The sequence below is a fragment of the Aureimonas sp. CAS genome, from assembly GCF_059838215.1.
Map to the genome: position 1 here is coordinate 3,122,774 of NZ_CM187563.1, position 22,096 is coordinate 3,144,869.

General features: G+C 69.6%; 23 protein-coding genes and 1 tRNA gene. 5 read left to right on the top strand and 19 right to left on the bottom strand.

Going from position 1 to position 22,096, the window contains the following annotated elements:
* Positions 1–5: 5 nt before the first annotated feature.
* Positions 6–1,406 carry an FAD-binding oxidoreductase gene (locus AC6R2M_RS15050; protein ID WP_500483503.1) on the top strand — a complete coding sequence of 467 codons (1,401 nt, stop codon included), beginning with the start codon at positions 6–8 and terminating at the stop codon, positions 1,404–1,406.
* 150 nt (positions 1,407–1,556) lie between these two features.
* Positions 1,557–2,489, top strand: coding sequence for a dihydrodipicolinate synthase family protein (locus AC6R2M_RS15055; protein ID WP_500483505.1), 933 nt, complete (start codon positions 1,557–1,559; stop codon positions 2,487–2,489).
* A 46-nt stretch (positions 2,490–2,535) separates the two neighbouring features.
* Here AC6R2M_RS15055 and AC6R2M_RS15060 read toward each other — a convergent pair whose 3' ends face one another.
* The 4 genes from AC6R2M_RS15060 to AC6R2M_RS15075 all read right to left on the bottom strand — a co-directional run bounded on the left by AC6R2M_RS15060 (position 2,536) and on the right by AC6R2M_RS15075 (position 5,179).
* On the bottom strand, positions 2,536–2,727 hold the full coding sequence (locus tag AC6R2M_RS15060; RefSeq protein ID WP_500487622.1) for a Trm112 family protein: 192 nt from the start codon (positions 2,725–2,727) through the stop codon (positions 2,536–2,538).
* Positions 2,728–2,852: 125 nt separating this feature from the next.
* The gene (locus AC6R2M_RS15065) at positions 2,853–3,533 is read right to left on the bottom strand and encodes an LON peptidase substrate-binding domain-containing protein (protein ID WP_500487623.1); all 681 of its coding nucleotides are present in this window, start codon (positions 3,531–3,533) and stop codon (positions 2,853–2,855) included.
* 98 nt (positions 3,534–3,631) lie between these two features.
* Positions 3,632–4,597 carry a thioredoxin gene (gene trxA / locus AC6R2M_RS15070; RefSeq protein WP_500483507.1) on the bottom strand — a complete coding sequence of 322 codons (966 nt, stop codon included), beginning with the start codon at positions 4,595–4,597 and terminating at the stop codon, positions 3,632–3,634.
* A 15-nt stretch (positions 4,598–4,612) separates the two neighbouring features.
* Positions 4,613–5,179: a prolyl-tRNA synthetase associated domain-containing protein gene (locus tag AC6R2M_RS15075; RefSeq protein ID WP_500483509.1), complete on the bottom strand. Its 567-nt coding sequence runs from the start codon at positions 5,177–5,179 to the stop codon at positions 4,613–4,615.
* Positions 5,180–5,257: 78 nt separating this feature from the next.
* Here AC6R2M_RS15075 and AC6R2M_RS15080 point away from each other — a divergent pair.
* Both AC6R2M_RS15080 and AC6R2M_RS15085 read left to right on the top strand, forming a co-directional pair.
* Positions 5,258–5,332: transfer RNA gene (locus AC6R2M_RS15080), tRNA-Gly, on the top strand.
* Between the two features lie 230 nt (positions 5,333–5,562).
* Entirely contained in the window at positions 5,563–7,143 is a 1,581-nt protein-coding gene (locus AC6R2M_RS15085) for a gamma-glutamyltransferase family protein (RefSeq protein WP_500483511.1), read from the top strand.
* A gap of 48 nt (positions 7,144–7,191) precedes the next feature.
* Here AC6R2M_RS15085 and AC6R2M_RS15090 read toward each other — a convergent pair whose 3' ends face one another.
* Both AC6R2M_RS15090 and AC6R2M_RS15095 read right to left on the bottom strand, forming a co-directional pair.
* On the bottom strand, positions 7,192–8,163 hold the full coding sequence (locus AC6R2M_RS15090) for a Bug family tripartite tricarboxylate transporter substrate binding protein (protein WP_500483513.1): 972 nt from the start codon (positions 8,161–8,163) through the stop codon (positions 7,192–7,194).
* Positions 8,160–9,356, bottom strand: a complete 1,197-nt coding sequence (locus tag AC6R2M_RS15095) for a CaiB/BaiF CoA transferase family protein (RefSeq protein WP_500483515.1) — start codon at positions 9,354–9,356, stop codon at positions 8,160–8,162. The genes AC6R2M_RS15090 and AC6R2M_RS15095 overlap by 4 nt, the downstream gene beginning before the upstream one ends.
* 114 nt (positions 9,357–9,470) lie before the next feature.
* Here AC6R2M_RS15095 and AC6R2M_RS15100 point away from each other — a divergent pair, with 114 nt between their 5' ends.
* Complete coding sequence (locus tag AC6R2M_RS15100) at positions 9,471–10,427, top strand: LysR family transcriptional regulator (RefSeq protein WP_500483517.1); 957 nt, start codon at positions 9,471–9,473, stop codon at positions 10,425–10,427.
* A gap of 59 nt (positions 10,428–10,486) precedes the next feature.
* Here AC6R2M_RS15100 and AC6R2M_RS15105 read toward each other — a convergent pair whose 3' ends face one another.
* The 13 genes from AC6R2M_RS15105 to AC6R2M_RS15165 form a co-directional block, all read right to left on the bottom strand.
* On the bottom strand, positions 10,487–10,954 hold the full coding sequence (locus tag AC6R2M_RS15105; RefSeq protein ID WP_500483519.1) for a GreA/GreB family elongation factor: 468 nt from the start codon (positions 10,952–10,954) through the stop codon (positions 10,487–10,489).
* A gap of 84 nt (positions 10,955–11,038) precedes the next feature.
* Complete coding sequence (locus tag AC6R2M_RS15110; RefSeq protein WP_500483521.1) at positions 11,039–11,452, bottom strand: curlin; 414 nt, start codon at positions 11,450–11,452, stop codon at positions 11,039–11,041.
* Positions 11,453–11,544: 92 nt separating this feature from the next.
* Entirely contained in the window at positions 11,545–11,952 is a 408-nt protein-coding gene (gene csgH, locus AC6R2M_RS15115; RefSeq protein ID WP_500483523.1) for a curli-like amyloid fiber formation chaperone CsgH, read from the bottom strand.
* 47 nt (positions 11,953–11,999) lie between these two features.
* A complete protein-coding gene (locus AC6R2M_RS15120) occupies positions 12,000–12,437 on the bottom strand; it encodes a curlin (protein WP_500483525.1) in 438 nt (145 codons plus the stop codon).
* Positions 12,438–12,632: 195 nt separating this feature from the next.
* A complete protein-coding gene (locus AC6R2M_RS15125; RefSeq protein WP_500483527.1) occupies positions 12,633–13,634 on the bottom strand; it encodes an MBL fold metallo-hydrolase in 1,002 nt (333 codons plus the stop codon).
* A 94-nt stretch (positions 13,635–13,728) separates the two neighbouring features.
* Entirely contained in the window at positions 13,729–14,859 is a 1,131-nt protein-coding gene (locus AC6R2M_RS15130) for a zinc-dependent alcohol dehydrogenase family protein (protein ID WP_500483529.1), read from the bottom strand.
* Positions 14,860–14,866: 7 nt separating this feature from the next.
* The gene (locus tag AC6R2M_RS15135) at positions 14,867–15,643 is read right to left on the bottom strand and encodes a glucose 1-dehydrogenase (protein ID WP_500483531.1); all 777 of its coding nucleotides are present in this window, start codon (positions 15,641–15,643) and stop codon (positions 14,867–14,869) included.
* Between the two features lie 40 nt (positions 15,644–15,683).
* Positions 15,684–16,364 (bottom strand): ABC transporter ATP-binding protein, encoded by a 681-nt coding sequence (locus AC6R2M_RS15140; protein WP_500483533.1) that lies wholly within the window; start codon positions 16,362–16,364, stop codon positions 15,684–15,686.
* A 5-nt stretch (positions 16,365–16,369) separates the two neighbouring features.
* A complete protein-coding gene (locus tag AC6R2M_RS15145) occupies positions 16,370–17,113 on the bottom strand; it encodes an ABC transporter ATP-binding protein (RefSeq protein ID WP_500483535.1) in 744 nt (247 codons plus the stop codon).
* On the bottom strand, positions 17,110–18,069 hold the full coding sequence (locus AC6R2M_RS15150; RefSeq protein WP_500483537.1) for a branched-chain amino acid ABC transporter permease: 960 nt from the start codon (positions 18,067–18,069) through the stop codon (positions 17,110–17,112). Before AC6R2M_RS15150 ends, AC6R2M_RS15145 begins: the two co-directional genes overlap by 4 nt.
* Positions 18,069–18,974, bottom strand: coding sequence for a branched-chain amino acid ABC transporter permease (locus AC6R2M_RS15155; RefSeq protein WP_500483539.1), 906 nt, complete (start codon positions 18,972–18,974; stop codon positions 18,069–18,071). The genes AC6R2M_RS15150 and AC6R2M_RS15155 overlap by 1 nt, the downstream gene beginning before the upstream one ends.
* A gap of 85 nt (positions 18,975–19,059) precedes the next feature.
* Positions 19,060–20,358, bottom strand: coding sequence for an ABC transporter substrate-binding protein (locus tag AC6R2M_RS15160; RefSeq protein ID WP_500483541.1), 1,299 nt, complete (start codon positions 20,356–20,358; stop codon positions 19,060–19,062).
* Positions 20,359–20,611: 253 nt separating this feature from the next.
* Positions 20,612–22,078 (bottom strand): aldehyde dehydrogenase family protein, encoded by a 1,467-nt coding sequence (locus tag AC6R2M_RS15165; RefSeq protein ID WP_500483543.1) that lies wholly within the window; start codon positions 22,076–22,078, stop codon positions 20,612–20,614.
* Positions 22,079–22,096: the final 18 nt, after the last annotated feature.

Consider the following 22,096-nt stretch of genomic DNA (forward strand, 5'->3'; position numbering starts at 1 on the left):
GAGCGATGAGCCTGGCACGAAAGAGCGAGAGCGCCTACGGCGCCGTGGAACCGGCGGTCGCGGCGCTGCGCGAACGGTTCGGCGACAGGCTGTCGAGCGCGCAGGCGGTGCGCGACCAGCACGCGCACAATCTCAACTGGATCAGGCCGCTCGCGCCCGACGCGGTGGTCTTCCCGCGCGACACGCGGGAGGTGCAGGCGATCGTCGAGATCTGCCGGGACGCCCGCGTGCCCATCGTGCCCTACGGGGCGGGCAGCTCGCTCGAAGGGCACGTCAACGCGCCCTTCGGCGGAATCACGGTTTCGACGCGCGAGATGACGGACATCGTGGAGGTGAACGCGACCGATCTCGACGTCGTCGTGCAGCCAGGCGTCTCGCGCCTGACGCTCAACCGGGCCCTTCGCGAGACCGGGCTCTTCTTTCCGATCGATCCGGGTGCCGACGCCTCGCTCGGCGGCATGGCCGCGACACGCGCCTCCGGCACCAACGCGGTGCGCTACGGCACGATGAAGGACGTCGTCCTCGGGCTGACGGCCGTGCTGGCCGACGGCTCGGTCGTCAAGGCGGGCGGGCGGGCGCGCAAGTCCTCGGCGGGCTACGATCTGACGCGGCTCCTGGTCGGCTCGGAAGGCACGCTCGGCATCATCACCGAGCTGCGGCTGAAGCTCAGCGGCATTCCCGAATCCGTGCTCGGCGGCATCTGCCCCTTCCCCAGCGTGCGCGCGGCCTGCGAGGCGGCGATCACGACCATCCAGGCGGGCGTGCCCATCGCCCGCGTCGAGCTCCTCGACGCCCCGGCCGTGCGCGCCTCCAACGCCTATTCGAAGCTGACGCTGCCCGAGACGCCCATGCTGTTCGTGGAATTCCACGGCACGCCGACCGGCGTGAGGGAACAGGCCGAACTCTTCGCGGGCATCGCCGAAGAGTGCGGCGGCGGGCCGTTCGAAGGCTCGACCGACGCCGACGAGCGCAACCGGCTCTGGCAGGCGCGCCACGACGCCTACTGGGCGAATCTCTCGCTGCGGCCGGGCGCGACGAATCTGGCGACCGACGTCTGCGTGCCGCTCTCCCGCCTCGCCGACTGCGTGGCCGAAACGGCCGAGGACCTCGATGCCTCCGGCATTCTGGCGACCATCGTCGGCCATGTCGGCGACGGAAACTTCCACGTCGCCCCGCTCTTCGACCGCGATTCGAAGGACGAGATCGCGACCGTGAAGGCCTTCGTGGACCGGCTCGTGGAGCGCGCGCTCGCCATGGGCGGCACCTCGACCGGCGAGCACGGGGTCGGACAGGAGAAGCGCAAATACATGGCCGCCGAGCACGGGGACGCCGCGCTCGCCGCCATGCGCGCCGTCAAACGGGCGCTCGACCCGCTCGGCATCATGAATCCCGGCAAGATCCTTTGACCGAACGGCCGGGCCGGTGATTTCGTGCGGCCCGCGGCGCGCGGCAGGGGAAAGAGCCTTTTCGGCCCGCCTTCGACCGGCTAAAGCGGATGTCGCCGCGCGATTGGGAGCTCGACGCGGCCACCCCGAATCGATGCGAGATCCGCCGCCATGACGTCACCGTCCCCGTCGCCGCGTTTCAGCGGCCTCTTTCCCGTCGCGCCGACGCCCTTCACGCAGGACGGCGAGCTCGACCTCGAAGGCATGCGCCGCGTCATCGACTGCATGGTCGATCAGGGCGTCGACGGCATCTGCATCCTCGCCAACTATTCCGAGCAGTTCCTCCTCACCGACGAGGAGCGCCGCACGCTCACGCGCCTGTGCCTCGAACAGGCGGCGGGACGCGTGCCGGTCATGGTCACCTGCTCGCACTTCTCCACCCGCATCGCGGCCGAGCGCTCGCGCGAGGCCGCCGAGATGGGCGCCGCCCTCCTGATGCTCATGCCGCCCTATCACGGCGCGGCGCTGAAGGCCGACGAGGCGCTGACCTTCGAGCACTTCGCGAAGGTCTCCGAGGCCGCCGGCATTCCCGTCATGGTTCAGGACGCGCCCTTGAGCGGCGTCACCCTTTCGGTGCCCTTCCTCGTGCGCCTCGCCCGCGAATTGCCGCTGGTGCGCTACTTCAAGATCGAGACGGCCTTCGCCGCCGCCAAGCTGCGCGCGCTGATCGAGCTGGGCGGCGATGCGATCGAGGGGCCCTTCGACGGCGAGGAGGCCATCACCATGATGGCCGATCTCGACGCGGGCGCGACCGGCACGATGTCGAGCGCCATGCTGCCCGACCTGCTTCGGCCGGTGATCGACAACCACAGGGCGGGCAACCGCGCCGAGGCCGCGAAGGCCTATGCCCGCGTGCTGCCGCTGGTGAACTACGAGAACCGCCAGTGCGGTCTTCGCGCGGCCAAGACGGTGATGATGGAAGGCGGCGTGATCGCCAGCGACCATGTGCGCCACCCGCTGGAGCCGCTGCATCCGCAGACGCGCGCCGGGCTCCTGGAGCTGGCCCGCGAGGCGGACCCGATCGCGCTGCGCTGGGGCCGCTGATCCCCGGCAGGAGGAACGTCCGTCGCCCCCGACCGGGCGGCGGGCTCTACTTGCCCGATAGCGCAGGACCGTCCTCGATCCTCCGGGCCTCGGAGGGCAGCATGATCGGGATTCCGTCGCGGATCGGATAGGCGAGCCGGGCGCCCTTCGAGACGAGCTCGCCCCTTCTCGCGTCGAAGGCGAGCGGGCCCCGCGTGACCGGGCAGACCAGAAGCTCCAGAAGCTTCGGGTCGGGCATCACGACCCGTCCGTTGCGAACCGGAGTCTCGGCCGCCGCCTCGCTGCCCGTCTCGTCCCCCGTTGCCGCCTCGTCCGTCATCGGGACACCTTCGTTCCGCCCTTCGCGCCGAGCCTCGGGGCCGTCTACTGCAGCGTCGGGCCGTTGCCGTCGTCGCCGCTCTCTCGCGCCAGGGAGATTTCGGTGATCGCGACCAGCGTCTCGGCGCGCGTCTTCAGATCGGGCGCTTCGAGCAGCGCCTGCTTCTCCGCCGCTCCGTAGGGCGACATCATGCAAAGGGCGTTGACCAGCGTCTCGTTGGACGCCTTGGTCACGCTCTCCCAGTCGGCCTCGAGCTGGTTGGCCTCGAGATAGAGCCGGAAGGCGGCCAGCAGCGATTCGCGATCGACCTCCGCCGCCTCCTTTTCCAGCGAGAGGTCGGCGAGGAAGCTTTTGACCCTGCAGATCCGGTAGGGCTCCTTCGTCTCGATCTCCTCCTCGACGCGGAAGCGCGCCACGCCGTGGAGCGTGATGAGGTAGCGCCCGTCGCCGGTCTCGGTCAGCGAGGTGATCCGCCCCAGGCACCCGACGGAACAGAGCTCCGGCTCGCCCGCCTCGTTCCGGTGGCCCGACAAATGCGGCTGGATCATTCCGATGATCCGCGAGCCGGCCATCGCATCGTCGATCATCTGCAGATAGCGCGGCTCGAAGATGTTGAGCGGCATCTGCCCGCCCGGCAGGAGAAGCGCGCCTTCCAGCGGAAAGACGGCCACCACCGAAGGGATCTCGCTCTCCGTCGTGTAGTTCCGGTTGCCCGCCTGAGCCACGAGGCACCTCGTCTCGTTCAATCGTTCGCGCCATCAACTGGCGCGCGCCCCCGTCCCCGCAAGGGGCGCGACGAAGGGCTCCGCCCCTCGTCCTGCGCTCAGGAGAAGAGGAGCGAGGAGAGCTTGCGACGCGCGTCCTTTGTCGCTGGGTCCATCGGGCCCCACACGTCGAAGAACTCCAGAAGCTTTCGACGCGCACCGTCGTCGTCGAAGGTCCGGTCGCGCCGGATGATCTCCAGGAGATGGCCGGCGGCCTCGTCGCGCTCCCCCCTCGCCTGCGCGATGAGGGCGAGGTCGAAGCGCGCCTGATGATCGTCGGGATCGCCCTCCAGCCGGGCCTGCAGCGCGACGGGATCGCCCAGCGCGGCGGTCTCGTCGGCGAGCTTCAGGCTCGTCAGGACGCTCGCGAAGGCCGGATCGGCGAGCATTTCGGGCGTCATCTGCTCGGTGACGGCGCGCGCGCCCTCGATGTCGCCGGAGGCGACGAAGGATGAAGCGAGGCCGGCGGCCGCCTTGACGTTCTCCGGGTCGTGCTGGAGGACCGCGCCGAAGATCTGCGCGGCATTGGCCGCGTCGCCCGCCTTCAGGCGCTCCTCGGCCTGGGCCAGCGCCTCAGCGACCGGATCGGACGCCGCGCCGCCCGAGGCGCCGGGCAGGCGGTCGATGAAGGCCTTCACCTCGCTTTCGGGCAGCGCGCCCATGAAGCCGTCCACCGGGCGTCCGCCGACGAAGGCGAAGACGGCCGGGATCGACTGCACGCCGAGCTGGCCGGCGATGGAGGGATGCTCGTCGATGTTCATCTTGACGAGCTTCACCTTGCCGCCGGCCGCCTGCACGGCCCGCTCCAGGATCGGCGTCAGCTGCTTGCACGGGCCGCACCAGGGCGCCCAGAAGTCGACGAGAACCGGCTGGTTGCGCGATTCGCGGACGACGTCGTCGGCGAACTTCGCCGTCGTCGTGTCCTTCACGAGAGCGTTCGTCCCGCCCGCGTCGGCGGCGGCGATCGGCGTCGTGGTCTGGCGGCCGTAACCGCCGCTGCCGGGCGCGTAGGAATTGTCGCTCATGGGACCGATCCGTTCTTAGAGGCTCTCGGGTGCGCTCGCACCGAAGTCGACGACGAGTGGTCGATGTCCGCCGGCCTCGATGAAAGTCAAGAGGTCCTGCCGCCCGATCGAGGTCGTGGCGCGGTTCGTCAGCGGGTGGGCGTTGATCGTCTTCTGCGCGAGAATCGCCTCGTCGAGGACGATCGTGACGGCGCCCTCGCGGTCGTTCATCGCGCAGAAGACGGTGACGGAGCCGGGCGTGACGCCGAGATGGGCCGCCATCGCGTCGGGCCCCGCGAAGGAGACCCGCCCCTGCCCGCCGACCAGCCGATGGACGCCCTTCAGATCGACCGACGTGTCCTTGTCGCAGACGAGAAGGAAGAAGCGGCCCTTCTTGTCCTTCACGAAGAGGTTCTTGGTGTGGGCCCCGTCGATTCGCTCGTAGAGCGCGTCGCTTTCGCCGACGGTGAAAACCGGCTCATGCCAGACCGTCGTCGTTTCGATGCCGAGTTCGGTCAGCCGGGCGAAGAGCGGAGCGGCCAGAACCTGCGCTTCCTCAAGGCTGGGAAGGGGTCGATCGGAAGAAGTGATATCGTGTGTCATTTTCGATTTGCATTCCGCTGAGGCTTGGGTCATATAGCCCCCGTTCGCGGCGCTTTGAAGCGCTTCCGCGAGGAGCGGGCGGGTGTAGCTCAGGGGTAGAGCACAACCTTGCCAAGGTTGGGGTCGAGGGTTCGAATCCCTTCGCCCGCTCCAGTTTTTCTCAGACATCGCTGTGACATTCTCTGACGCCCGAGCGACGTTCGGCGCTTCCGATCGGCGTTCGCGTCCTGGCGACGCATCGGCCGGACGCGAACGGATACGGGGTCGCGGGACGCCGGGCTTCGTGCAAGATGCGCCCCGCGATTCCGATTCCGTCCCGGAGCATTCGGTGCGGATCGAGCCGCCGCCCGCTTCCGGACAGATCACGACGAGGCCCCGACCCGATGTTCGATTTCTTCTCCGCCCGCCGCCCATCGACCTACGCCGGACGGGCGATGGTCGCGACGTCGCATCCCCTGGCGACCTCGGCGGGGCTGGAGACGCTGCAGAGCGGCGGCAAAGCGGTGGATGCGGGGCTGGCGGCGCTCGCGGTCCAATGCGTGGTCGATCCTTTAATGACCGGGATCGGCGGAGACTGCTTCGCGCTCTACACTCCCAAGGGCGGAACGCCGAAGGCGCTGAACGGCTCGGGCCGGGCGCCGGCGGCGGCGACGATCGAAGCCCTGCGGGAGACGGGGCTGACGGACGAGATTCCCCGCACGAGTCCGCATGCGATCACGGTGCCCGGCGCGGTCTCGGGCTGGTGCCGTCTCCACGCCGACCATGGGTCGAAGCCGCTGTCCGACATCTTCCGCCGCGCGATCGGCTATGCGCGCGAGGGCTACCCCGTCACGCCGCGCGTCGCGGCCGACTGGGCCGGGAGCGCCGAGATCGTCGGCGGCGACGAGAACGCGGCGGCGGTCTTCCTGCCGGACGGAAGGCCCCCGGTCGCGGGCACGCGCCACAGCCAGCCGCGTCTCGGCGATCTCCTGTCGCAGATCGCCGAAGGCGGCGCGGCGGCGTTCTACGAGGGCGCGACAGCCGAGACGATGGTCGCCTATCTCTCCGGCCTCGGCGGCCTCCACACGATCGAGGATTTCGCGGCCGGGCGCGACGGCGCCGAATGGGTTGAGCCGATCCACGCGAACTATCGCGGCTTCGACATCTACGAATGCCCGCCGAACGGCCAGGGGCTGGCCGCGCTCCTGATCCTCAAGATCCTGGAGGGCTTCGATCTCTTTGAAATGAACGAAGCGGACCGCATCCATCTGCAGGCCGAGGCGACGAAGATCGCCTATCACCACCGCGACGCGCTGCTGGCCGATCCGAGCGTCTGTCCGGGCCTCGCCGAACGGCTGCTCGACCCCAAGGCCATCGCCGCCATGCGGGCGCGGATCGACATGAAGCGCGCCCTCGCGCCAGCGCTCTGGGACGAGCCCGAACACCGCGACACGATCTATCTCAGCGTCGTCGACGAGGACGGAAACGCCCTTTCCCTGATCAACTCGCTCTTCCACGGCTTCGGATCGACGCGGCTCGACCCGAAGACCGGCATCCTCTTCCACAGCCGCGGCGCCTCGTTCCGGCTGATCGAAGGGCACCCCAACGCCATCGGCCCGGGCAAGCGCCCGATGCATACGATCATTCCGGGCATGGTGATGCGGGAGGGTCGGCCGGTCATGCCCTTCGGCATCATGGGCGGACATTATCAGGCGGCCGGGCACGCCGCCTTCCTGTCCGCCGTCATCGACCGGGGACTCGATCTCCAGGCCGCGATGGACGAGCCCCGCAGCTTCGCCTTCGACGGCGTACTGGAGGTGGAGCCTACGATCCCCGAGGCGGTCCGGGCCGAGTTGCAACGGCGCGGCCACGTCCTGAAGATCGTGACGAGCCCGATCGGCGGCAGCCAGGCCATCCGCATCGGCGATCAGGGGCTCGAAGGCGGGTCCGACAGCCGCAAGGACGGCATGGCGCTCGGCTTCTGAGCCTTCCGTCGACGGGGCGGCGCGATCGGCGCATCGCCCCTCCCCGTCTTATTGCGGTTCAATGCCGGCGGCGCGGATGACCTCGCCCCAGCGCTCCGATTCGGCGATCTGGAAGGCCGCGAGCTCTTCCGGCGTCGAGGTGAAGATTTCCGCCCCGCCGGTCTCGCGGATCGACTGCATGACCGGCTGGTCATTCGCCGCGATGAACATCTCGTTGAGCTTGGCGACGGTCTCGGGCGCAACGCCCGCCGGCAGATAGGTCGCGAACCAGAACGAGACCTCGTAGCCTTCCACGCCCTGTTCCGCGACGGTCGGCAGGTCCGGCAGGTTCGGGGCGCGCTCGGCACCGGTGAAGCCGAGCGCGCGCAGCGCCCCGCCCTGAACGTGGGGCAGCGTGCTGGCGACGTCGGAGAAGACGACGTCGATGCGTCCGCCCATCAGGTCGAGATGGGCGTTCGGGTTGCTCGGATAGGGCACGTGGACCATGTCGATGTCGGCGAGCTGCTTGAACATCTCGGCCCCGACCCGGCTCGACGACGAGCCCTCGCCGAAGGAGAGCTCGCCCGGACGGGCCTTGGCCTCCTCGATGAACTGCGCGACCGACTCGATCGGCGACTGCGCGTTGACGACCATCAGCATGGCGCCGCGCGCCAGCAGCGTCACCGGCTGGAAGTCCTCGACCGGATCGTAGGAGAGGTTGGCGTAGAGATGCGGATTGGCCGCATGCGTGGAGTTGGTGGACAGAAGCACCGTGTGGCCGTCCGGCGCGGCGTTCGCCACGTCCTGCGCCCCGATGGAGCCGCCGGCGCCCGGCTTGTTTTCCACGATCACCCGGATGCCGTACAGCTCGGTCAGCGCCTGCCCGAGCCCGCGCGCGATCTGGTCCGTCGCGCTGCCCGGCCCGAAGGGGACGACGAGGCGCAGAGGCTGCGCATTGTAGTCCTGCGCGGACGCTGCGCCCGGCAGGGCCGCCGCCAAGGCGACGGCGAACGCCGCCGCGATCTTCGAACTCATCCTCATGGTCTCTCTCCTCCCGGCTTTCCCAAGCCTTTTTGTTGCGTCACCGCGCCCGGTGCAACGGTCTGCGCGCGCTCGTCGTGCTCTCCGAGCCGCGGCGCGGGGCCGGCCGGGCTCGCCCGCACGCCGTCGAGGCTGAGCGGCAGCGCCGTCAGCGCGAAATCCTCCCCCGGCACGCGCCGGTGGATGCCGAGCGCCTCGACCTGCGGCTCGGCCAGCGCCTCCGGCAGGCTGTTGACGGGCGCGCTCGGGATCCCGGCCGCACCGAGCCGTTCGAGCCAGCGCGCGCGCGTATCCTGCGCAAGAATCGCGCGGATCTGGCCGAGGAGGTCGTCCTTGTTCAGGAGGCGGTCGCGATTGGTGCGAAACCGCTCGTCCTCCACCCAGTCCGCCCGATCGAGGAGCCGGGCGAGCTTGGCGAAGAGCCGGTCGTTGCCGCAGCAGATCAGCACCGGATGGTCCGAGGTGTCGAAGGCCTCGTAGGGCACCATGCCCGGATGGCCGGAGGCGTGACGCGCCGGAAGGCTCCCCTCGTTGACGAAGGCGTCGGCCTTCTGCGCCGCCCAGCTCATCGCGGTTTCCAGGAGCGAGGTCTGGACGAGACCGCCTCGGCCCGTCGTCCGGCGGCGTTCCAGAAGCGACAGCGCCCCGATCACGGCCCACATGCCCGAGCCCTGGTCGCAGAGCGAGGCGCCCATGCGCGTCGGCGGATCGTCCGGCCCGCCATTGATGGCGGAGAGTCCGCTATAGGCCTGGACGAGCGGCTCGTAGCCGGGGCTCCGCGACAGCGGCCCCAGATGGCCGAAGGCGGAAATCTCGCAATAGATCAGGCGCGGATGGCGTGCGCAGAGCGAGGGTCCGTCGATCCCGAGCTTGTCGGTCACGCCCGGCCTAAGATTGTGGACGAGGATGTCCGCTTCGGCGGCCAGCCGCTCGAAGGACCCAAGGCCGTCCGGCGACGTCAGGTCGAGCGCGATCGACTTCTTGCCGCGATTGAAGATGTGGAAGGTCAGGGCGTCGCCGTGCCGGAAGTCGGCGCCCATGCGGCGCGCGTCGTCGCCCCCGTCCCGACGCTCGATCTTCAGGACCTCGGCGCCGAGATCGGCGAAGATGCTGCCGGCGAAGGGACCCGCGAGGACCTGGCCGAGCTCGATCACCCGGATGCCGGCCAGGGGCCGTGCCGCACTGTCTGACACGCTCGCCTCCCCGCTCGCGTTCGGATCACCATGGGTAGCGCCCGAGACTGATGCCGGGAAGTGAATTGTCCTGATCGGTGTGATACGTTTTTCGCATCACCGGAGGACTTCATCATGTCGATCCGGATCGACCTGACCCCGCAGCAGCTCAAGGCCTTCCTCGGCGTCGCCGAGACGATGAGCTTCCGCCGCGCGGCCGAGCGCAGCTTCGTCTCGCAGCCCGCACTCAGCCGGACCATCGCCCATATCGAGGCGACGCTCGGCGCTCGCCTCTTCGACCGCGACACGCGCAAGGTGGCCCTGACGGCGGCCGGGCAGGAGCTTCTGCCGATCGCCCGGCGCATCGTCGCCGAGTTCGACGACAGCTTCTCCGATCTGGTGCGGCTCGTCGAAGGCCGGAGCGGACAGGTGGTCCTCGGCACGCTTCCCTCGCTCGGCGTCCACATGCTGCCGGCCGCCATGGCGCGGTTTCGCACGCGCTATCCGGACGTGCGCTTCCGGCTCGTCGGCCGCACCGCCGCGATCCTCGTCGCGGCGGTCGAAAGCGGGGACGTCGATTTCGTCGTCTCGACCCCGCCCCCGCCCGGCGGGCGGCTCCTGTTCGAGCCGCTGGCCGATGACGGCTTCGTCCTCGTCTGCCGGAGCGACGATCCGCTCGCCGCGGCGCGTGATCTTCCCTGGTCGGTCTTCACCGAGCGCCCCTTCATCGCCACGCCGCCTTCGAGCAGCATTCGCCCGCTCACCGAGGAGGCCTTCCGGCAGGCGGGGCTGTCGCCCGCGCCGGCCCTCGAATGCGACGGTGAACTGCCGATCTGCGGCGCGATGGTCCGCGCCGGGCTCGGCATTGCCGCCGTGCCGCGCCTCGCCATGTGCCTGATGGGAACGGAGGGGCTCGCGGCGATCCCCCTGCGCGCCCCGGTCAAGACGCGCGTCATCGGCATCGTGCGCCACGAAGGCCGAAGCCTTTCCACCGCCGCGCAGCGCTTCCACGACCATCTGGTCGAGGCCGCCCGCGAGACGGAGCGCTACAGCATCGGCCCGAAAATCGATTCCGATTTTCGGAAAGCCTGATGCGCAGATTCATAGATAGTGCGTCCTTTGTGCGTCCGTACGGACGCACAAAGGACGCACTAGATCTCGATCGCGACGATCACGGCGTCATGCGGCCCGGCGCGGACGCTCTCGCCCTCCTCCTTGCCGACGAGCTGGCGTGCGATGGGCGAGAGGTAGGAGATGCGGCCCTCGCGCGGGTCGGCCTCGTCGATGCCGACGATCCGGTAGGTCTGGATGCCGCCGTCCTCGCGCTTGAGCGACACCGAATGGCCGAACTGGACGATCTCGCTCTCAGCCTCGGGCACGACGAGCTGAGCGGTCGAGCGACGCGCGCGCCAGTAGCGCAGGTCCCGGTTGAGCATGGCGACCGCGATCTTGTCGCCGGCCGCGCGCGCCGTCTCTAGCGCCGCCTCGCTCCTGGCGATGGCCTCGTCCAGAAGGGCGAGACCGCGTTCGGTGACGAAGTTCGGATCGGTGCCGAGATCGCGCTCGGGCAGCGCCTCGACCTGATCCTCGTTCGGCTCCTTCACGAACGCGACGCTCATTTCGCCCTCCTCCGGCATCACCCGGACGAAACGATCCGGGATCACCGCATATAGGAAGCGCGAGCGCCGATGTCCGCGCCCCGATCACCAGCCGTAGGTGAAGGTCGCGCCGGAATTGCCGTTGCCGGACTGCACCACGGCGTCGCGCGCGCCGCGCCCGAACTGGAAGAGGCCGTAGGCGTTGCGGTCGCCGTTCTGCTCCAGCGTGCCCGAATGGCCGTTGCCGCGCTGCTGCACGATGCCGAGATTGCCGCGGCCGCGCTGGGCGAGCCCGGCGCTGTTGTCGTGCCCGCGCTGGCGGATCGAGCCGTCCTTAATGCCCTTGTAGAGCGAATAGAGCCGAAGCCCCGTCTCCACCGTGCCGGCGCTCTGCCGGTCGGTCGGCGCGAGGGAGAAGGAAATCTGCCCGGCGGCCGCCGCGGGCGCCGGCAGGGTCATCGGGGCCGCGAGCCCGAGGACGAGAGCGGTCGCGGCGGCTTTCAGGAATGCGGTCGTCATGGAGGTCTCCGGTGCCGGGCTCATGCCGGGCGTTGTCGTTCGATCGGTCCGAAGGCCCGCCGCCCGGCTGAGCGGCGGACTGGATGTTCCCGTCAGCTCCCGCCGCCGATGCGGCGCGAGCAGGAGATCGTCTTGCCGCCGACCTTGATGTCGAGGTCGGCGACGTAGGCCGCTCCGCCGCTTCCGAGCGTCACCATGCCGAGCTCGGCGGTGCCGCCCGGGCCGGTGGCGAAAGGCCCGCCCTGGCGGATGTTCGTTCCGCGTCCCGAGACGCGCAGATCGTACTCGCCCTCGGACCCGCTCGCCGCATGGGCGAGCGCGAGGAGTTCCACCGATCCGACCCCGCGCGTGACCTGCAGTTCGCATTCGGCGGCGGAGGACGACCTCCCCGCCGCCGAAGGGCCGGAAGAGGTGCCGGCCGGGGCGGCGATGGCGGCGCCGGCGGCACCGAGAAGAACCAGGACGGCGGCGAGCCGGCGGTGACGACGCATCGGAAGCATGGCGGACCTCATGAACGGGAGCGGAAGGGAAGGCGAAGGCTCGAGGCTCAGTCGCAGGCCTGGACGAAGGCCGTGACGTTGCCGCTGCCGCGCTGGGCGACGTCGGCGGAGCAGCCGCGCCCGACCTGCACCCCTGCCGCGATGTTGCCGTTGCCGTCCTGCGTCAGGATCGAGGTGTGATTGGTGCCGAACTGGCCGATGCCGGCCGAGTTGCGGTGACCCGTCTGGTAGGTCGCGCCGTGATTGTTGCGCCCCTCCTGGCCGACGACCGAGAGGTTGCGCGTGCCGCGCTGGTCGCCGACCGAGCGGTTGTAGCGGCCGTCCTGGTGGACGCGGATGCGGTTGCGGTAGCCGTTCTGCGTGCCGCCGACGGAGTTGGACCAGCCATACTGGTCGATGCGCACGTCGTTGGCGGAGGCGGGCGCCGTGGCGGTGAGGCCGGCGAGGACGACGAGGGCGGCGGTGGCGAGGGGCAGGCGGATCATCGGGGCATCTCCGGCAAGAGCGCTTCGGCTCGTGGAAGGAATGCCCGCACCTTGAGCCCGGCCGGCGGAACGCGTGCTGAAGGCCCCGTTCACACGCCGTTCAGCGCCGCGTGAACGAGGGCGGGAGAGGCAGCACGAACAAAAAAACGGCGGCGTTGCCGCCGCCGTCCGGTCCTCTCGGTCCCGCAAGAGCCTTCAGGTCAGGTCCATCGCCTTCGGAACATAGGTGAAGGCGTTGCCGCTCGGCCGGATGTTGCCGATGCCGGGGAACGGGAAGTGATAGCCGACCATGGTCAGCCGGTCCGCCGAGGCCCGGTCGAACAGGCGCTTTCGCGTCTGGGCCGCCTGCCCCGGATCGGTGTCGAAGGCGAACTCCCATTCCGGGTGCAGGAAGAGGAGCGCGTAGTGATGAACCACGTCGCCGACGAAGAGGTAGCTCGTCCCGTCCGATTCGATCAGATAGGAGGTGTGGCCGACCGTGTGCCCCGGCGTCGAGAGCGCGGTGATGCCGGGCAGGACCTCGCCTTCGTCCTTCACGTAGATCATCCGGTCCCGGTTCGGCAGGAGATTGCGCCGCGCGCCTTCCACGAAGGTCGGCAGGAAGCCGTCCGCCGAGAGCTTGGCCTCGTCGGTCCAGAAGTCGAAATCGGCTTCGCTCATGTAGATCTGCGCATTGGGGAAGTTGCGCGTCCCGTCGTCCGCCATGATGCCCCAGCAATGGTCGAGATGGCCGTGGGTGAGGACGATGGCGTCGATCTGGTCGGGCTCGATCCCGGAGGCGCGGATGTTGTCCAGGAGACGGCCCGAGAGAGGGCCGAAATTCTGCGCCGTGCCCATGCCGGTGTCGAAGAGGACGAGCTTGTCGCCGGTGTTCAGCACCATGGCGTTCTGCTCCAGCATCATCGGGGCGACCGGCAGGAACTCCTCGTCGAGGATGCGGCGGATCGTCTCCGGGTCGGCTTCGGGAAACTGGTCGTTCGCGCTGCCGAGATCGAGGCGCCCGTCGGAGACGACCGTCGCCTCGAAGGCGCCGATCGGAAAGCGATACCAGGCCGGCGGGCGGTTTCCGAGCATCGGAGCCGCCGCCCGCGCGGGCTGGGCGAGGCCGCTGCCGAGGGCGGAGGCGCCGAGGCCGAGCGCGGCCGCGCCGGTGAGAAAGCCGCGCCGATCGGTTCTGAAACGATGACTGAGCTGCATGTTCCTTTCCTCCCACGTCGCGCCGGCCACCCGGCGAGCCTTGTAGGCGACAGCGAGCGGGCTCCCCGCAGGCCCGCTCGCCAGCGCCGGAACCTCAGAGCCTCAGCACGTGGCGGACCGTGCGGCCGGCGGCGAGCGCCTCGAAGCCCTCGTTGATGTCGTCGAGCGTGCCCGTGCTCGTCATCAGGCGGTCGACCGGAAGCCGGCCGGACCGGTGGAGCGACACGAAGCGCGGAATGTCGCGGGAGGGAATGCAGCTCCCGACATAGGAGCCCTTGAGCGTGCGCTCCTCGGCGACGAGCCGCAGCGGCGAGAGCGCCATGGTGGCGGAGGGCGGCGCGAGACCGGCGGTCACCGTCGAGCCGCCGCGCCGCGTCACGGCGAAGGCGAGCTCCAGCGCGCGCGCCGAGCCGGCGAGTTCCACCGCATGATCGACGCCGCCGCCGGTCGCAGCGCGCACCGCATCGATCGTTCCGGGATCGGCCGCGTCGAAGGCGTCGGTCGCGCCGAGGCCGCGGGCGATGTCGAGCTTCTCGGCCGAAAGATCCAGCGCGACGATGCGAGAGGCGCCCGCCGCCACCGCCCCGATGAGGGCAGCGAGGCCAACGCCGCCGAGGCCGATGATCGCGACGCTCTCGCCCGCCTTGACGCCCGCCGTGTTGATGACGGCGCCGACCCCCGTCAGCACCGCGCAGCCGAAGAGGGCCGCGATCTCGAGCGGAATGTCCTCGTCGATCTTCACCAGGGAGCGGCGCGACAGAACCGCATGTTCGGCGAAGGCGGAGACGCCGACGTGATGATGGACCGCCCCCCCGTGCCAGCGCAGGCGCCGCGCGCCGGAGAGGAGCGCGCCCTCCCCGTTTCTTGCGTTGCCGGGCTCGCAGAGCGCGGGGCGCCCTTCGGCGCAGGGGCTGCAATGGCCGCAGGAGGGCACGAAGACCATCACCACATGGTCGCCGGGCGCCAGATCCTCCACGCCCGGTCCCAGCGCCTCCACCACGCCCGCCGCCTCGTGGCCGAGCACCATGGGAACCGGGCGCGGGCGCACCCCGTCGATCACCGAAAGGTCGGAATGGCAGAGCCCGGCGGCGCGGACCCGGACGAGCACCTCGCCCGGCCCCGGCTCGGCGAGTTCCACCGTCTCGATCGAAAGCGGCCGGGTCTCGTCGAAGGGACGCCCGACGGGCGAGGAGCGCAGGAGGGCGGCGCGGGTGGAACGGCTCATGGCGGCGTCAGACCGTGCGCCCGCCATCGACGGGCAGGAGCACGCCGGTGATGAACTCGGATTCGTCGCTCGCCAGATAGAGCGCCGCCCGCGCGATGTCCTCGGGCCGCGACAGGCGGCCGAGCGGGATGGTGGAGACGAATCGCGCCCGGTTCTCCGGCGTGTCCTCCACGCCCATGAAGGATTCCAGGAGCGCGGTCTCCCCCATCACCGGGCACAGCGCGTTGACGCGGATCTTCATCGGCGCGAGCTCGACCGCGAGCGACTTCGACAGGAGGTTCACCGCCCCCTTGGTGCCGTTGTACCAGGTCAGGCCGGGGCGCGGCCGGATGCCGGCGGTGGAGCCGACATTGACCACCGAGCCGCCCTTCTCCTTCATGAGCGGCACCGTCGCCATGGTCATGAGGTAGATCGACTTCACGTTGATGCGGAAGACCTTGTCGAAGGTCTCCTCGTCGATGTCGAGGAGCGCCTGATTGCGGTGGGTCCAGCCGGCATTGTTGACGACGACGTCCGGCGCGCCGAAGGCGCTCGCCGCCTCCGCCACGGCCCTGTCCACCTCGCTCTTCACGCCGACGTCGCAGATGAAGGCGCGGGCCGAGCCGCCGATGGCACCGGCCACGCGCTCGGCGTTCTGGCGATTGATGTCGAAGACGGCGACCGTCGCCCCTTCGCGCGCGAAGAGATGGGCGATCGCCTCGCCGAAGCCCGAGCCCGCACCCGTGACGATCGCGACCTTGCCGGAGAGACGCCCCGCGCCGTTCGACTGTGTTTCGCTCTGCATTTGTCGTTTCCTCCTCGATCTTTCGCGGGACCCGCCCCGTTCAGGCCGCGGACGCGGCCGTCCTCCGGTCGGAGGCGATGGCGCCGCGTTCGATGGTGATGGTGCGCACGGCGAAGCGTTCGAGCAAGGCCGGGTTGGACTCGGTGATGATGACGGCGATGTCCGGCGCCACGTCCCGCAGGCGGCCCAGCGCCTCGGCGTAGCGCTGGGCCAGCACGGGGGCGAGGCCCTGGAAGGGCTCGTCGAGGAGAAGAAGGCGCGTCGCCAGCATCAAGGCGCGGCCGAGCGCGACCATCTTGCCCTGCCCGCCCGAGACCGAGCCGGCGGGCCGCTCGGCCAGGGTCTTCAGTTCGGGCAGGACGTCGTAGACGCGGCCGAGCCGGCGCGCCGTCTCCTCGGCCGAAAGCTTCGCCACGCGCGCCGGAAGGAGCACGTTCTCCTCCACCGTGAAGCGGGAGAAGAGCCGCCGGTCCTCCGGCGCGTAGCCGAGGCCGAGCGCCGGCCGGGCATGCGGCTCGACGCGCGCCAGATCCTGCCCGCGAAAGAGGATGCGCCCCGCCACAACGTCGGTGAATCCCATCACCGAGCGCAGCGTCGTCGTCTTGCCCGCGCCGTTGCGCCCGACGAGCGCCACGGTCTCGGCCTCGCCGATCTCGAAGCCGATGCCGCGCAGGATCGGAATGCGCTGGATGGAGACGTCCACCTGCTCGAATGCCAGCATCGCGCTCATCCTCCGATCACCGTGCGGATGACGTCCGGGTCCGACAGGACCTTGGCCGGCTCGCCCGCCATCTGGATCCGCCCCTCGCTCCAGACCGCGACGCGGCTGGCGTAGCGCGTCACCATCTCCATGTCGTGCTCCACGAAGACCGAGGAGACGCCGGCCGTCTTCAGCGCCGCGACGAGGATCTCCATCACCTGGAACTTGTCGGCCGAGGCGACGCCCGAGGTGGGCTCGTCCATCAGGAGAAGCCGGGGTTTCAGCGCCAGGGCGATGGCGATGTCGACGAGCTTGCGCTGGCCCTCCGGGAGGTCGGACGCCTTCCGGTCCGCCAGATCGGCGCAGCCGACGAGCGCGAGAAGGTCCAGCATCTCGCCCTTCTGCGGCAGGGCGTGCAGCGCGCGGAACGGGTTCCAGGCGCGCTCGCGCACGGCGGCGGCCAGAAGCATGTTCTCCAGGACCGTGTGCTCGACGAAGAGCTGCGGGATCTGGAAGGCGCGTGCGATGCCGAGCCGCGTGATGCGGCGCGGCGGCTGGCCGAGGAGTTCGGCGCCCCGAAACGTGACCGACCCCGCCTGCGGCTTGAGATAGCCGGTGCAGATGTTGAGGAAGGTCGTCTTGCCGGCGCCGTTCGGGCCAATGATGGCGAGGTTCTCGCCTTCGTTCACGTCGAGGTCGATGCCGTTGGCCGCGACAACGCCGCCGAAGCGGATTTCGAGGCCGCGGGCCTGCAGGAGGGCCGCGCTCATCGTCCGGCTCCCCCGCCGCTCGCCGGCCCGTCCTTGCGCAGGCCGAAGCGGCGCGGCAGATCGATGATGCCGCCGGGCGCGCCGAGGATGATGGCGATGAGGACGATGCCGAGGATCAGCTGCCAGCTGTCCTCCAGAAGGGCCGCCGCATAGAAGCGGACCAGCTCGTAGACGAAGGAGCCGGCGAAGGCCCCGACGACATGGCCGGTTCCGCCCAGAACCGCGATGAAGACGAATTCGGAGGAGCGCGTCCAGAAGGTGTAGTCGGGCGTCGCCAGCCCCTGCACGATCCCGAGCGACAGGCCGCCCAGCCCGCACAGGATCGCCGAGAAGACGTAGGCGGCGAGAATCGTGTTGCGCGCCGACAGCCCGATATATTCGAGCCGCGTCTCGTTGACCTTCAGCGCCTTCAGCGCCTGTCCGATGGGCGAGCGCAGATACTGCCAGACGAGGACGGCGGAGACGAGCGCCAGCGCCAGGACGAAATAGTAGAGGACGAGGTCGAACTGGCCCCGGCCGAACTCGAAGCCGAGCAGCGTCGGGCGCCGGATGCGGATGCCGTCCGTGCCGCCCGTGAGGTGGAAGAACTTCTCCAGCACCGCGAAGAGCACCATCGAGAAGGCCAGATTCAGCATCCCGAAGAAGATGTAGCGGTAGCGGGCGACGAAGAGCCCGACGAGAAGGCCGCCGACCCCCGAGACGGCGATCGCCGCCAGCGTCAGGAGGATGAGATCGGCGTCGCGCCACCAGCCGCCGATATAGGCGACCGAATAGGCGCCGACGGCGAAGAACATGCCGTGGCCGAAGGAGACCTGCCCCGCCTGGAGCAGGAGGAAGACGCCGAGGACCGCGAGCGCCTTGGCGAGGACGACGGTGGAGAGGGTCAGAAGGCCGCCCGCGAAGAACGGCAGGGCGAGGAGCGCGGCGACGGCGATGAGAAGGGCGATCCGGCGCATCAGATCTTCCTCGCCTGGACCGTGCCGAACAGGCCGAAGGGGCGGAAGAGCAGGATCAGCACCATGATGAGATAGGGCATCAGCACTTCCAGCTCGGGCGCCAGATAGACGGCGAAGGAGCGGGCGAGGCCGATGACGAGGGCGGACAGCGCGGCACCTTCGATCTGCCCGAGCCCGGCGCTGGCGGCGACCGCGAAGGAGAGGACGATCATGTTCGCCCCCATGCCCGGCACGACGGAGGTCGTGGGCGTGGCGAGCGCGCCGCCGAGGGCCGCGAGGATCGCGCCGACGACGAAGGTGACGAAATAGACCCGCGTCGCGTTGATGCCGATCGCGGTCGCCGCCTCCCGGTCCTCGGTGACGGCGAGGATCTGCGCGCCGGCATTGGTGCGCCGCAGGAACAGGCGAAGGCCGATGAGCGTCAGGACGGCCAGCGACGGCAGGAGGATGGTCTGGTAGGCGGTGTAGTTGATCCCGAAGACGCTGACATTGCCGAGAAGCTGCAGCGGCGAGGCCATGTAGTAGGGCTGCACGCCCCAGACCATGCGCTGGACGTTCTCCAGGATCATGAAGACCGCGAAGGTGACGAGGAGCTGGAGGACCGGGTCCTTGTCGTAGATGCGGCGCAGAAGCAGCTTCTCGATGAGCCCGCCGACGACGATGCCGACCACGAGCGCGGCGGCCAGGAGCGCCGGGTAGGTCAGCCACGGGTTCCAGCCATTGGCCGTCAGATGGCCGCCGAAGGTCGCCGCCGTGTAGGCGCCGAGCGCGTAGAGGCTGCCATGGGCAACGTTCAGGACGCCAAGAACGCCGAAGATCAGCGTCAGGCCGACGGCGACGAGGAAGATCAGCGAGGCGTAGGACAATCCGTCCAGGATCGCGATCAGGGCGATGTTCAGCGTCATGGGCGCGGCGGGACCTCTCGATGCGGGGAGGCAAGGGGCGCCGGCCGGACCGGCGCCCTCGCAGGACGTTGCCTTCCGGGCGGCCTCAGTCGCCGTGCTGGAAGCGGTCGCCGCGGATTTCGAGGAAGTCCGGCCCCAGACCCTCGATCCAGTCGATCGACTCCTCGCCGACCGGCGGCATGATCTGCGTGGCGTCGTAGATCGCCATGTCGTCGATGATCTTGAACGGATAGGCCTCGTCGGATCGCGTGATGCCGACGAGCTGCGCCTCGACGCCCTGATTGTCCTCGCGGATCGTCAGGGGTCTGCCGAAGCCCTGGAACTCCAGCCCGTCCATCGCCTCGCGGACCTGCTCTCGATCCGGGAAGGCGCCGCCATTGGCCTCGGCGGCCTTGTCGTAGACCGCTTCGAGCGCGGCGAAGGCCTGCGCCATGTGGAAAACCGAGTAGATCGGCCAGCTGTTGGTCTGATCCCGGAACGCATCGACGAAGGCGCGGAAGTCCTCGTCGTCCTTGCGCTCGGGGTGCAGGAAGTAGTGGTCGCCGCGCGCGCCCACGATCACGCCCTCCGGCAGGTCGGTTCCCAGACGCTCGAGCGAGGATTCGGCGAGCGGCAGGACGAACTGCGAATTGGCGAAGAGCCCGCGCTGGTTCGCCTGGCGCACGAAGGTGTCGAGGTCGCCGCCCCAGGAGGTGGAGAGGATGACGTCGGGCGAGAGCGCCTGCAGGCGCGACACCTCGGCCGAATAGTCCGGCGCGCCGAAGGCCGGGAACAGCTCGGCGACGATCTCGACGTCGGGCTTCAGCGTCTTCAGCGCGGTCGAGAAGATGTGCCAGCTGTCGCGGCCCCAGGCATAGTCCTGGTTCACGACGGCGATGGTCTGGAAGTCGGAATTGTGCTCGATGAGGTAGAGCAGCGGCGCGAGGACTTCGGGCGTCGCATTCGCCTGGGTGCGGTAGACCCAGTCGTACTCGTCCTCCTCGAAGATGCGCTGCGTGCCGCAGTCCCACATGAAGTTGAGGATCTCCAGATCCTCCGCCAGCGGCGCGATGTTGTTGCAGACGCCGGACGAGATCGAGGCGAACATCACGTCCACCAGATCACCGTCGACGAGGCGCCGATATTCGGACGTCAGCGTCTCGACGCCCGCGCCCTCGTCGATGAAGGTCAGCGAGACCGGCACGCCCTGGATGCCGCCGCGCTCGTTGAGCTGCGCGGCCAGCATCTCGGCGCCGCGCCGCGCCGGAACGCCGAAGACCGAGGCCGGACCGGACGAATAGGTGGTGATGCCGATCCGCAGTTCGGACGGCTTTTCCTGAGCGAAGGCCGTCGAGGCCGCCAACGCAAGCGCCAGCACCCCCAAGCCCGTTGCGGTACGCGTCATGTCTTCCTCCCTCGCCGCTCCCCCGCGGCAGGGAAAGACTGCCCCCCAAGACATTCGCTTTGCCAATAGGCTTTCGCTGCCCGAGCGATAAGGAAGCGGTATGCCTGCGATCGCGGCGGCGGGACCGGGAAACGGCCTGCAACCTGGGGTCTGCACCCTTCCCGCGCGCGAAACGGGACGCCTGTCGCGCAGCGCAGACGCATCCGTTCGATCAGCCTCGGCAAGCGCTCTTGCGAGCGCCGGCCGAGCCCGTTCAGCCGTGCTTGACGATGGTGGTTCGCAGCGTCGAGAGGTCGTGAAGCGCGGCGAAGCCCTTCTCGCGGCCGTGGCCGGACTTCTTCATGCCGCCGAAGGGCAGCTCGATGCCGCCGCCCGCGCCGAAGGCGTTGATATAGACCTGCCCCGCCTTGATCTGGCGTGACACGCGAAGCGCGCGGTTGCCGTCATGCGACCAGACGGCCGCCATCAGCCCGTAGTCCGTGCCGTTGGCGAGGCCCACCGCGTCGGCCTCGTCGTCGAAGGGCAGCACCGAGAGAACCGGGCCGAACACTTCGAGCGTCGCCAGCTCGTTGGCGCGCGGCACGGGCCCGTAGATGCGGGGCGCGATGAAATAGCCGCCGGGCGGGACGCCGTCGGCGATCCGCCCTTCGGCGAGCACGGGCACGCCCGCCGTCTCGGCCCGCTCGAAGAAGCCCTCGATGCGCTTCTTCTGTCTGGCGTTGATGACGGGGCCGAGCTCCAGGTCCATCTCCGGCGTGCCGGCGGTCAGCTTCGAGAAGCGGGCGGCGAGGTCCTCGACCACCCGGTCGTAGGCGCCGCGCTCCACCAGAACGCGCGACCCGGCCGAGCAGGTCTGGCCGGCATTCTGCACCATGGTGGTCGCGATCACGCCGGCGGCTGTTTCGAGATCGGCGTCCCCGAAGAGGATGTGCGGCGACTTGCCGCCGAGCTCGAGCGTGCAGCCGATGTGGTTCTTCGCCGCCGCGATCTGCACCATCGTGCCGACTTCCGGCGAGCCGGTGAAGGACAGGAAATCGACGCCGGGATGGGCGGTGAGCGCAGCGCCGGCCTCTTCGCCGAGCCCCGGCACGACGCCCAGAGCGCCGTCCGGCAGGCCCGCCTCGGCGGCCAGCTCGGCCAGCCGGAGCGGCGTCAGGCACGCGTCCTCGGCAGGCTTCATCACGCAGGCATTGCCCATGGCGAGCGCCGGGCCGAGCGTGCGCCCGAACATCTGCGCGGGATAGTTCCACGGAATGATCTGGCCGGTCACGCCGTGGGCCACGCGCTCGGTGGCGACGAAATAGCCGGGCAGGAAGGGGATCGTCTCGCCGTGAACCTTGTCGGCCGCGCCGCCGTAGAACTCGAAATAGCGCGCCGTCGCGACGATGTCGGCGCGGGCCTGGCGCATCGGCTTGCCGGTGTCGCGGGCCTCGAGCTGCGCCAGCTCCTCCGAATTGTCGGCGATCAGGATCGCCAGACGCGACAGGATGCGGCCGCGCTCCACCGCGCTCATGCGGCCCCAGGCTCCCTCGTCGAGCGCGCGCCGGGCGGCCTTCACCGCCCGGTCCACGTCCTCGGCGCTGCCCGCCGCGATCTCCGCGAAGGTCTCGCCGGTGGCCGGCGCCTTCACCTCGATGGTGCGGCCGGTCGATCCGGCGGTCCACTCGTTGTCGACGAAGATGCCCTTCGCCTTGATCGTCGCGCTCGTCTGGGCGTCCATCGGTTCCTCCCGGCTCGC

Excerpts from the sequence above, each read along its gene's own strand:
- AC6R2M_RS15155 (WP_500483539.1), bottom strand. The coding sequence starts at position 18,974 with ATGACGCTGAACATCGCCCTGATCGCGATCCTGGACGGATTGTCCTAC.
- AC6R2M_RS15165 (WP_500483543.1), bottom strand. The coding sequence starts at position 22,078 with ATGGACGCCCAGACGAGCGCGACGATCAAGGCGAAGGGCATCTTCGTC.
- AC6R2M_RS15075 (WP_500483509.1), bottom strand. The coding sequence starts at position 5,179 with ATGACACACGATATCACTTCTTCCGATCGACCCCTTCCCAGCCTTGAG.
- csgH (WP_500483523.1), bottom strand. The coding sequence starts at position 11,952 with ATGCTTCCGATGCGTCGTCACCGCCGGCTCGCCGCCGTCCTGGTTCTT.
- AC6R2M_RS15100 (WP_500483517.1), top strand. The coding sequence starts at position 9,471 with ATGTCGATCCGGATCGACCTGACCCCGCAGCAGCTCAAGGCCTTCCTC.
- AC6R2M_RS15105 (WP_500483519.1), bottom strand. The coding sequence starts at position 10,954 with ATGAGCGTCGCGTTCGTGAAGGAGCCGAACGAGGATCAGGTCGAGGCG.
- AC6R2M_RS15055 (WP_500483505.1), top strand. The coding sequence starts at position 1,557 with ATGACGTCACCGTCCCCGTCGCCGCGTTTCAGCGGCCTCTTTCCCGTC.
- trxA (WP_500483507.1), bottom strand. The coding sequence starts at position 4,597 with ATGAGCGACAATTCCTACGCGCCCGGCAGCGGCGGTTACGGCCGCCAG.
- AC6R2M_RS15150 (WP_500483537.1), bottom strand. The coding sequence starts at position 18,069 with ATGCGCCGGATCGCCCTTCTCATCGCCGTCGCCGCGCTCCTCGCCCTG.
- AC6R2M_RS15125 (WP_500483527.1), bottom strand. The coding sequence starts at position 13,634 with ATGCAGCTCAGTCATCGTTTCAGAACCGATCGGCGCGGCTTTCTCACC.
- AC6R2M_RS15145 (WP_500483535.1), bottom strand. The coding sequence starts at position 17,113 with ATGAGCGCGGCCCTCCTGCAGGCCCGCGGCCTCGAAATCCGCTTCGGC.
- AC6R2M_RS15120 (WP_500483525.1), bottom strand. The coding sequence starts at position 12,437 with ATGATCCGCCTGCCCCTCGCCACCGCCGCCCTCGTCGTCCTCGCCGGC.
- AC6R2M_RS15110 (WP_500483521.1), bottom strand. The coding sequence starts at position 11,452 with ATGACGACCGCATTCCTGAAAGCCGCCGCGACCGCTCTCGTCCTCGGG.
- AC6R2M_RS15130 (WP_500483529.1), bottom strand. The coding sequence starts at position 14,859 with ATGAGCCGTTCCACCCGCGCCGCCCTCCTGCGCTCCTCGCCCGTCGGG.
- AC6R2M_RS15160 (WP_500483541.1), bottom strand. The coding sequence starts at position 20,358 with ATGACGCGTACCGCAACGGGCTTGGGGGTGCTGGCGCTTGCGTTGGCG.
- AC6R2M_RS15060 (WP_500487622.1), bottom strand. The coding sequence starts at position 2,727 with ATGCCCGACCCGAAGCTTCTGGAGCTTCTGGTCTGCCCGGTCACGCGG.
- AC6R2M_RS15090 (WP_500483513.1), bottom strand. The coding sequence starts at position 8,163 with ATGAGGATGAGTTCGAAGATCGCGGCGGCGTTCGCCGTCGCCTTGGCG.
- AC6R2M_RS15135 (WP_500483531.1), bottom strand. The coding sequence starts at position 15,643 with ATGCAGAGCGAAACACAGTCGAACGGCGCGGGGCGTCTCTCCGGCAAG.
- AC6R2M_RS15085 (WP_500483511.1), top strand. The coding sequence starts at position 5,563 with ATGTTCGATTTCTTCTCCGCCCGCCGCCCATCGACCTACGCCGGACGG.
- AC6R2M_RS15050 (WP_500483503.1), top strand. The coding sequence starts at position 6 with ATGAGCCTGGCACGAAAGAGCGAGAGCGCCTACGGCGCCGTGGAACCG.
- AC6R2M_RS15140 (WP_500483533.1), bottom strand. The coding sequence starts at position 16,364 with ATGCTGGCATTCGAGCAGGTGGACGTCTCCATCCAGCGCATTCCGATC.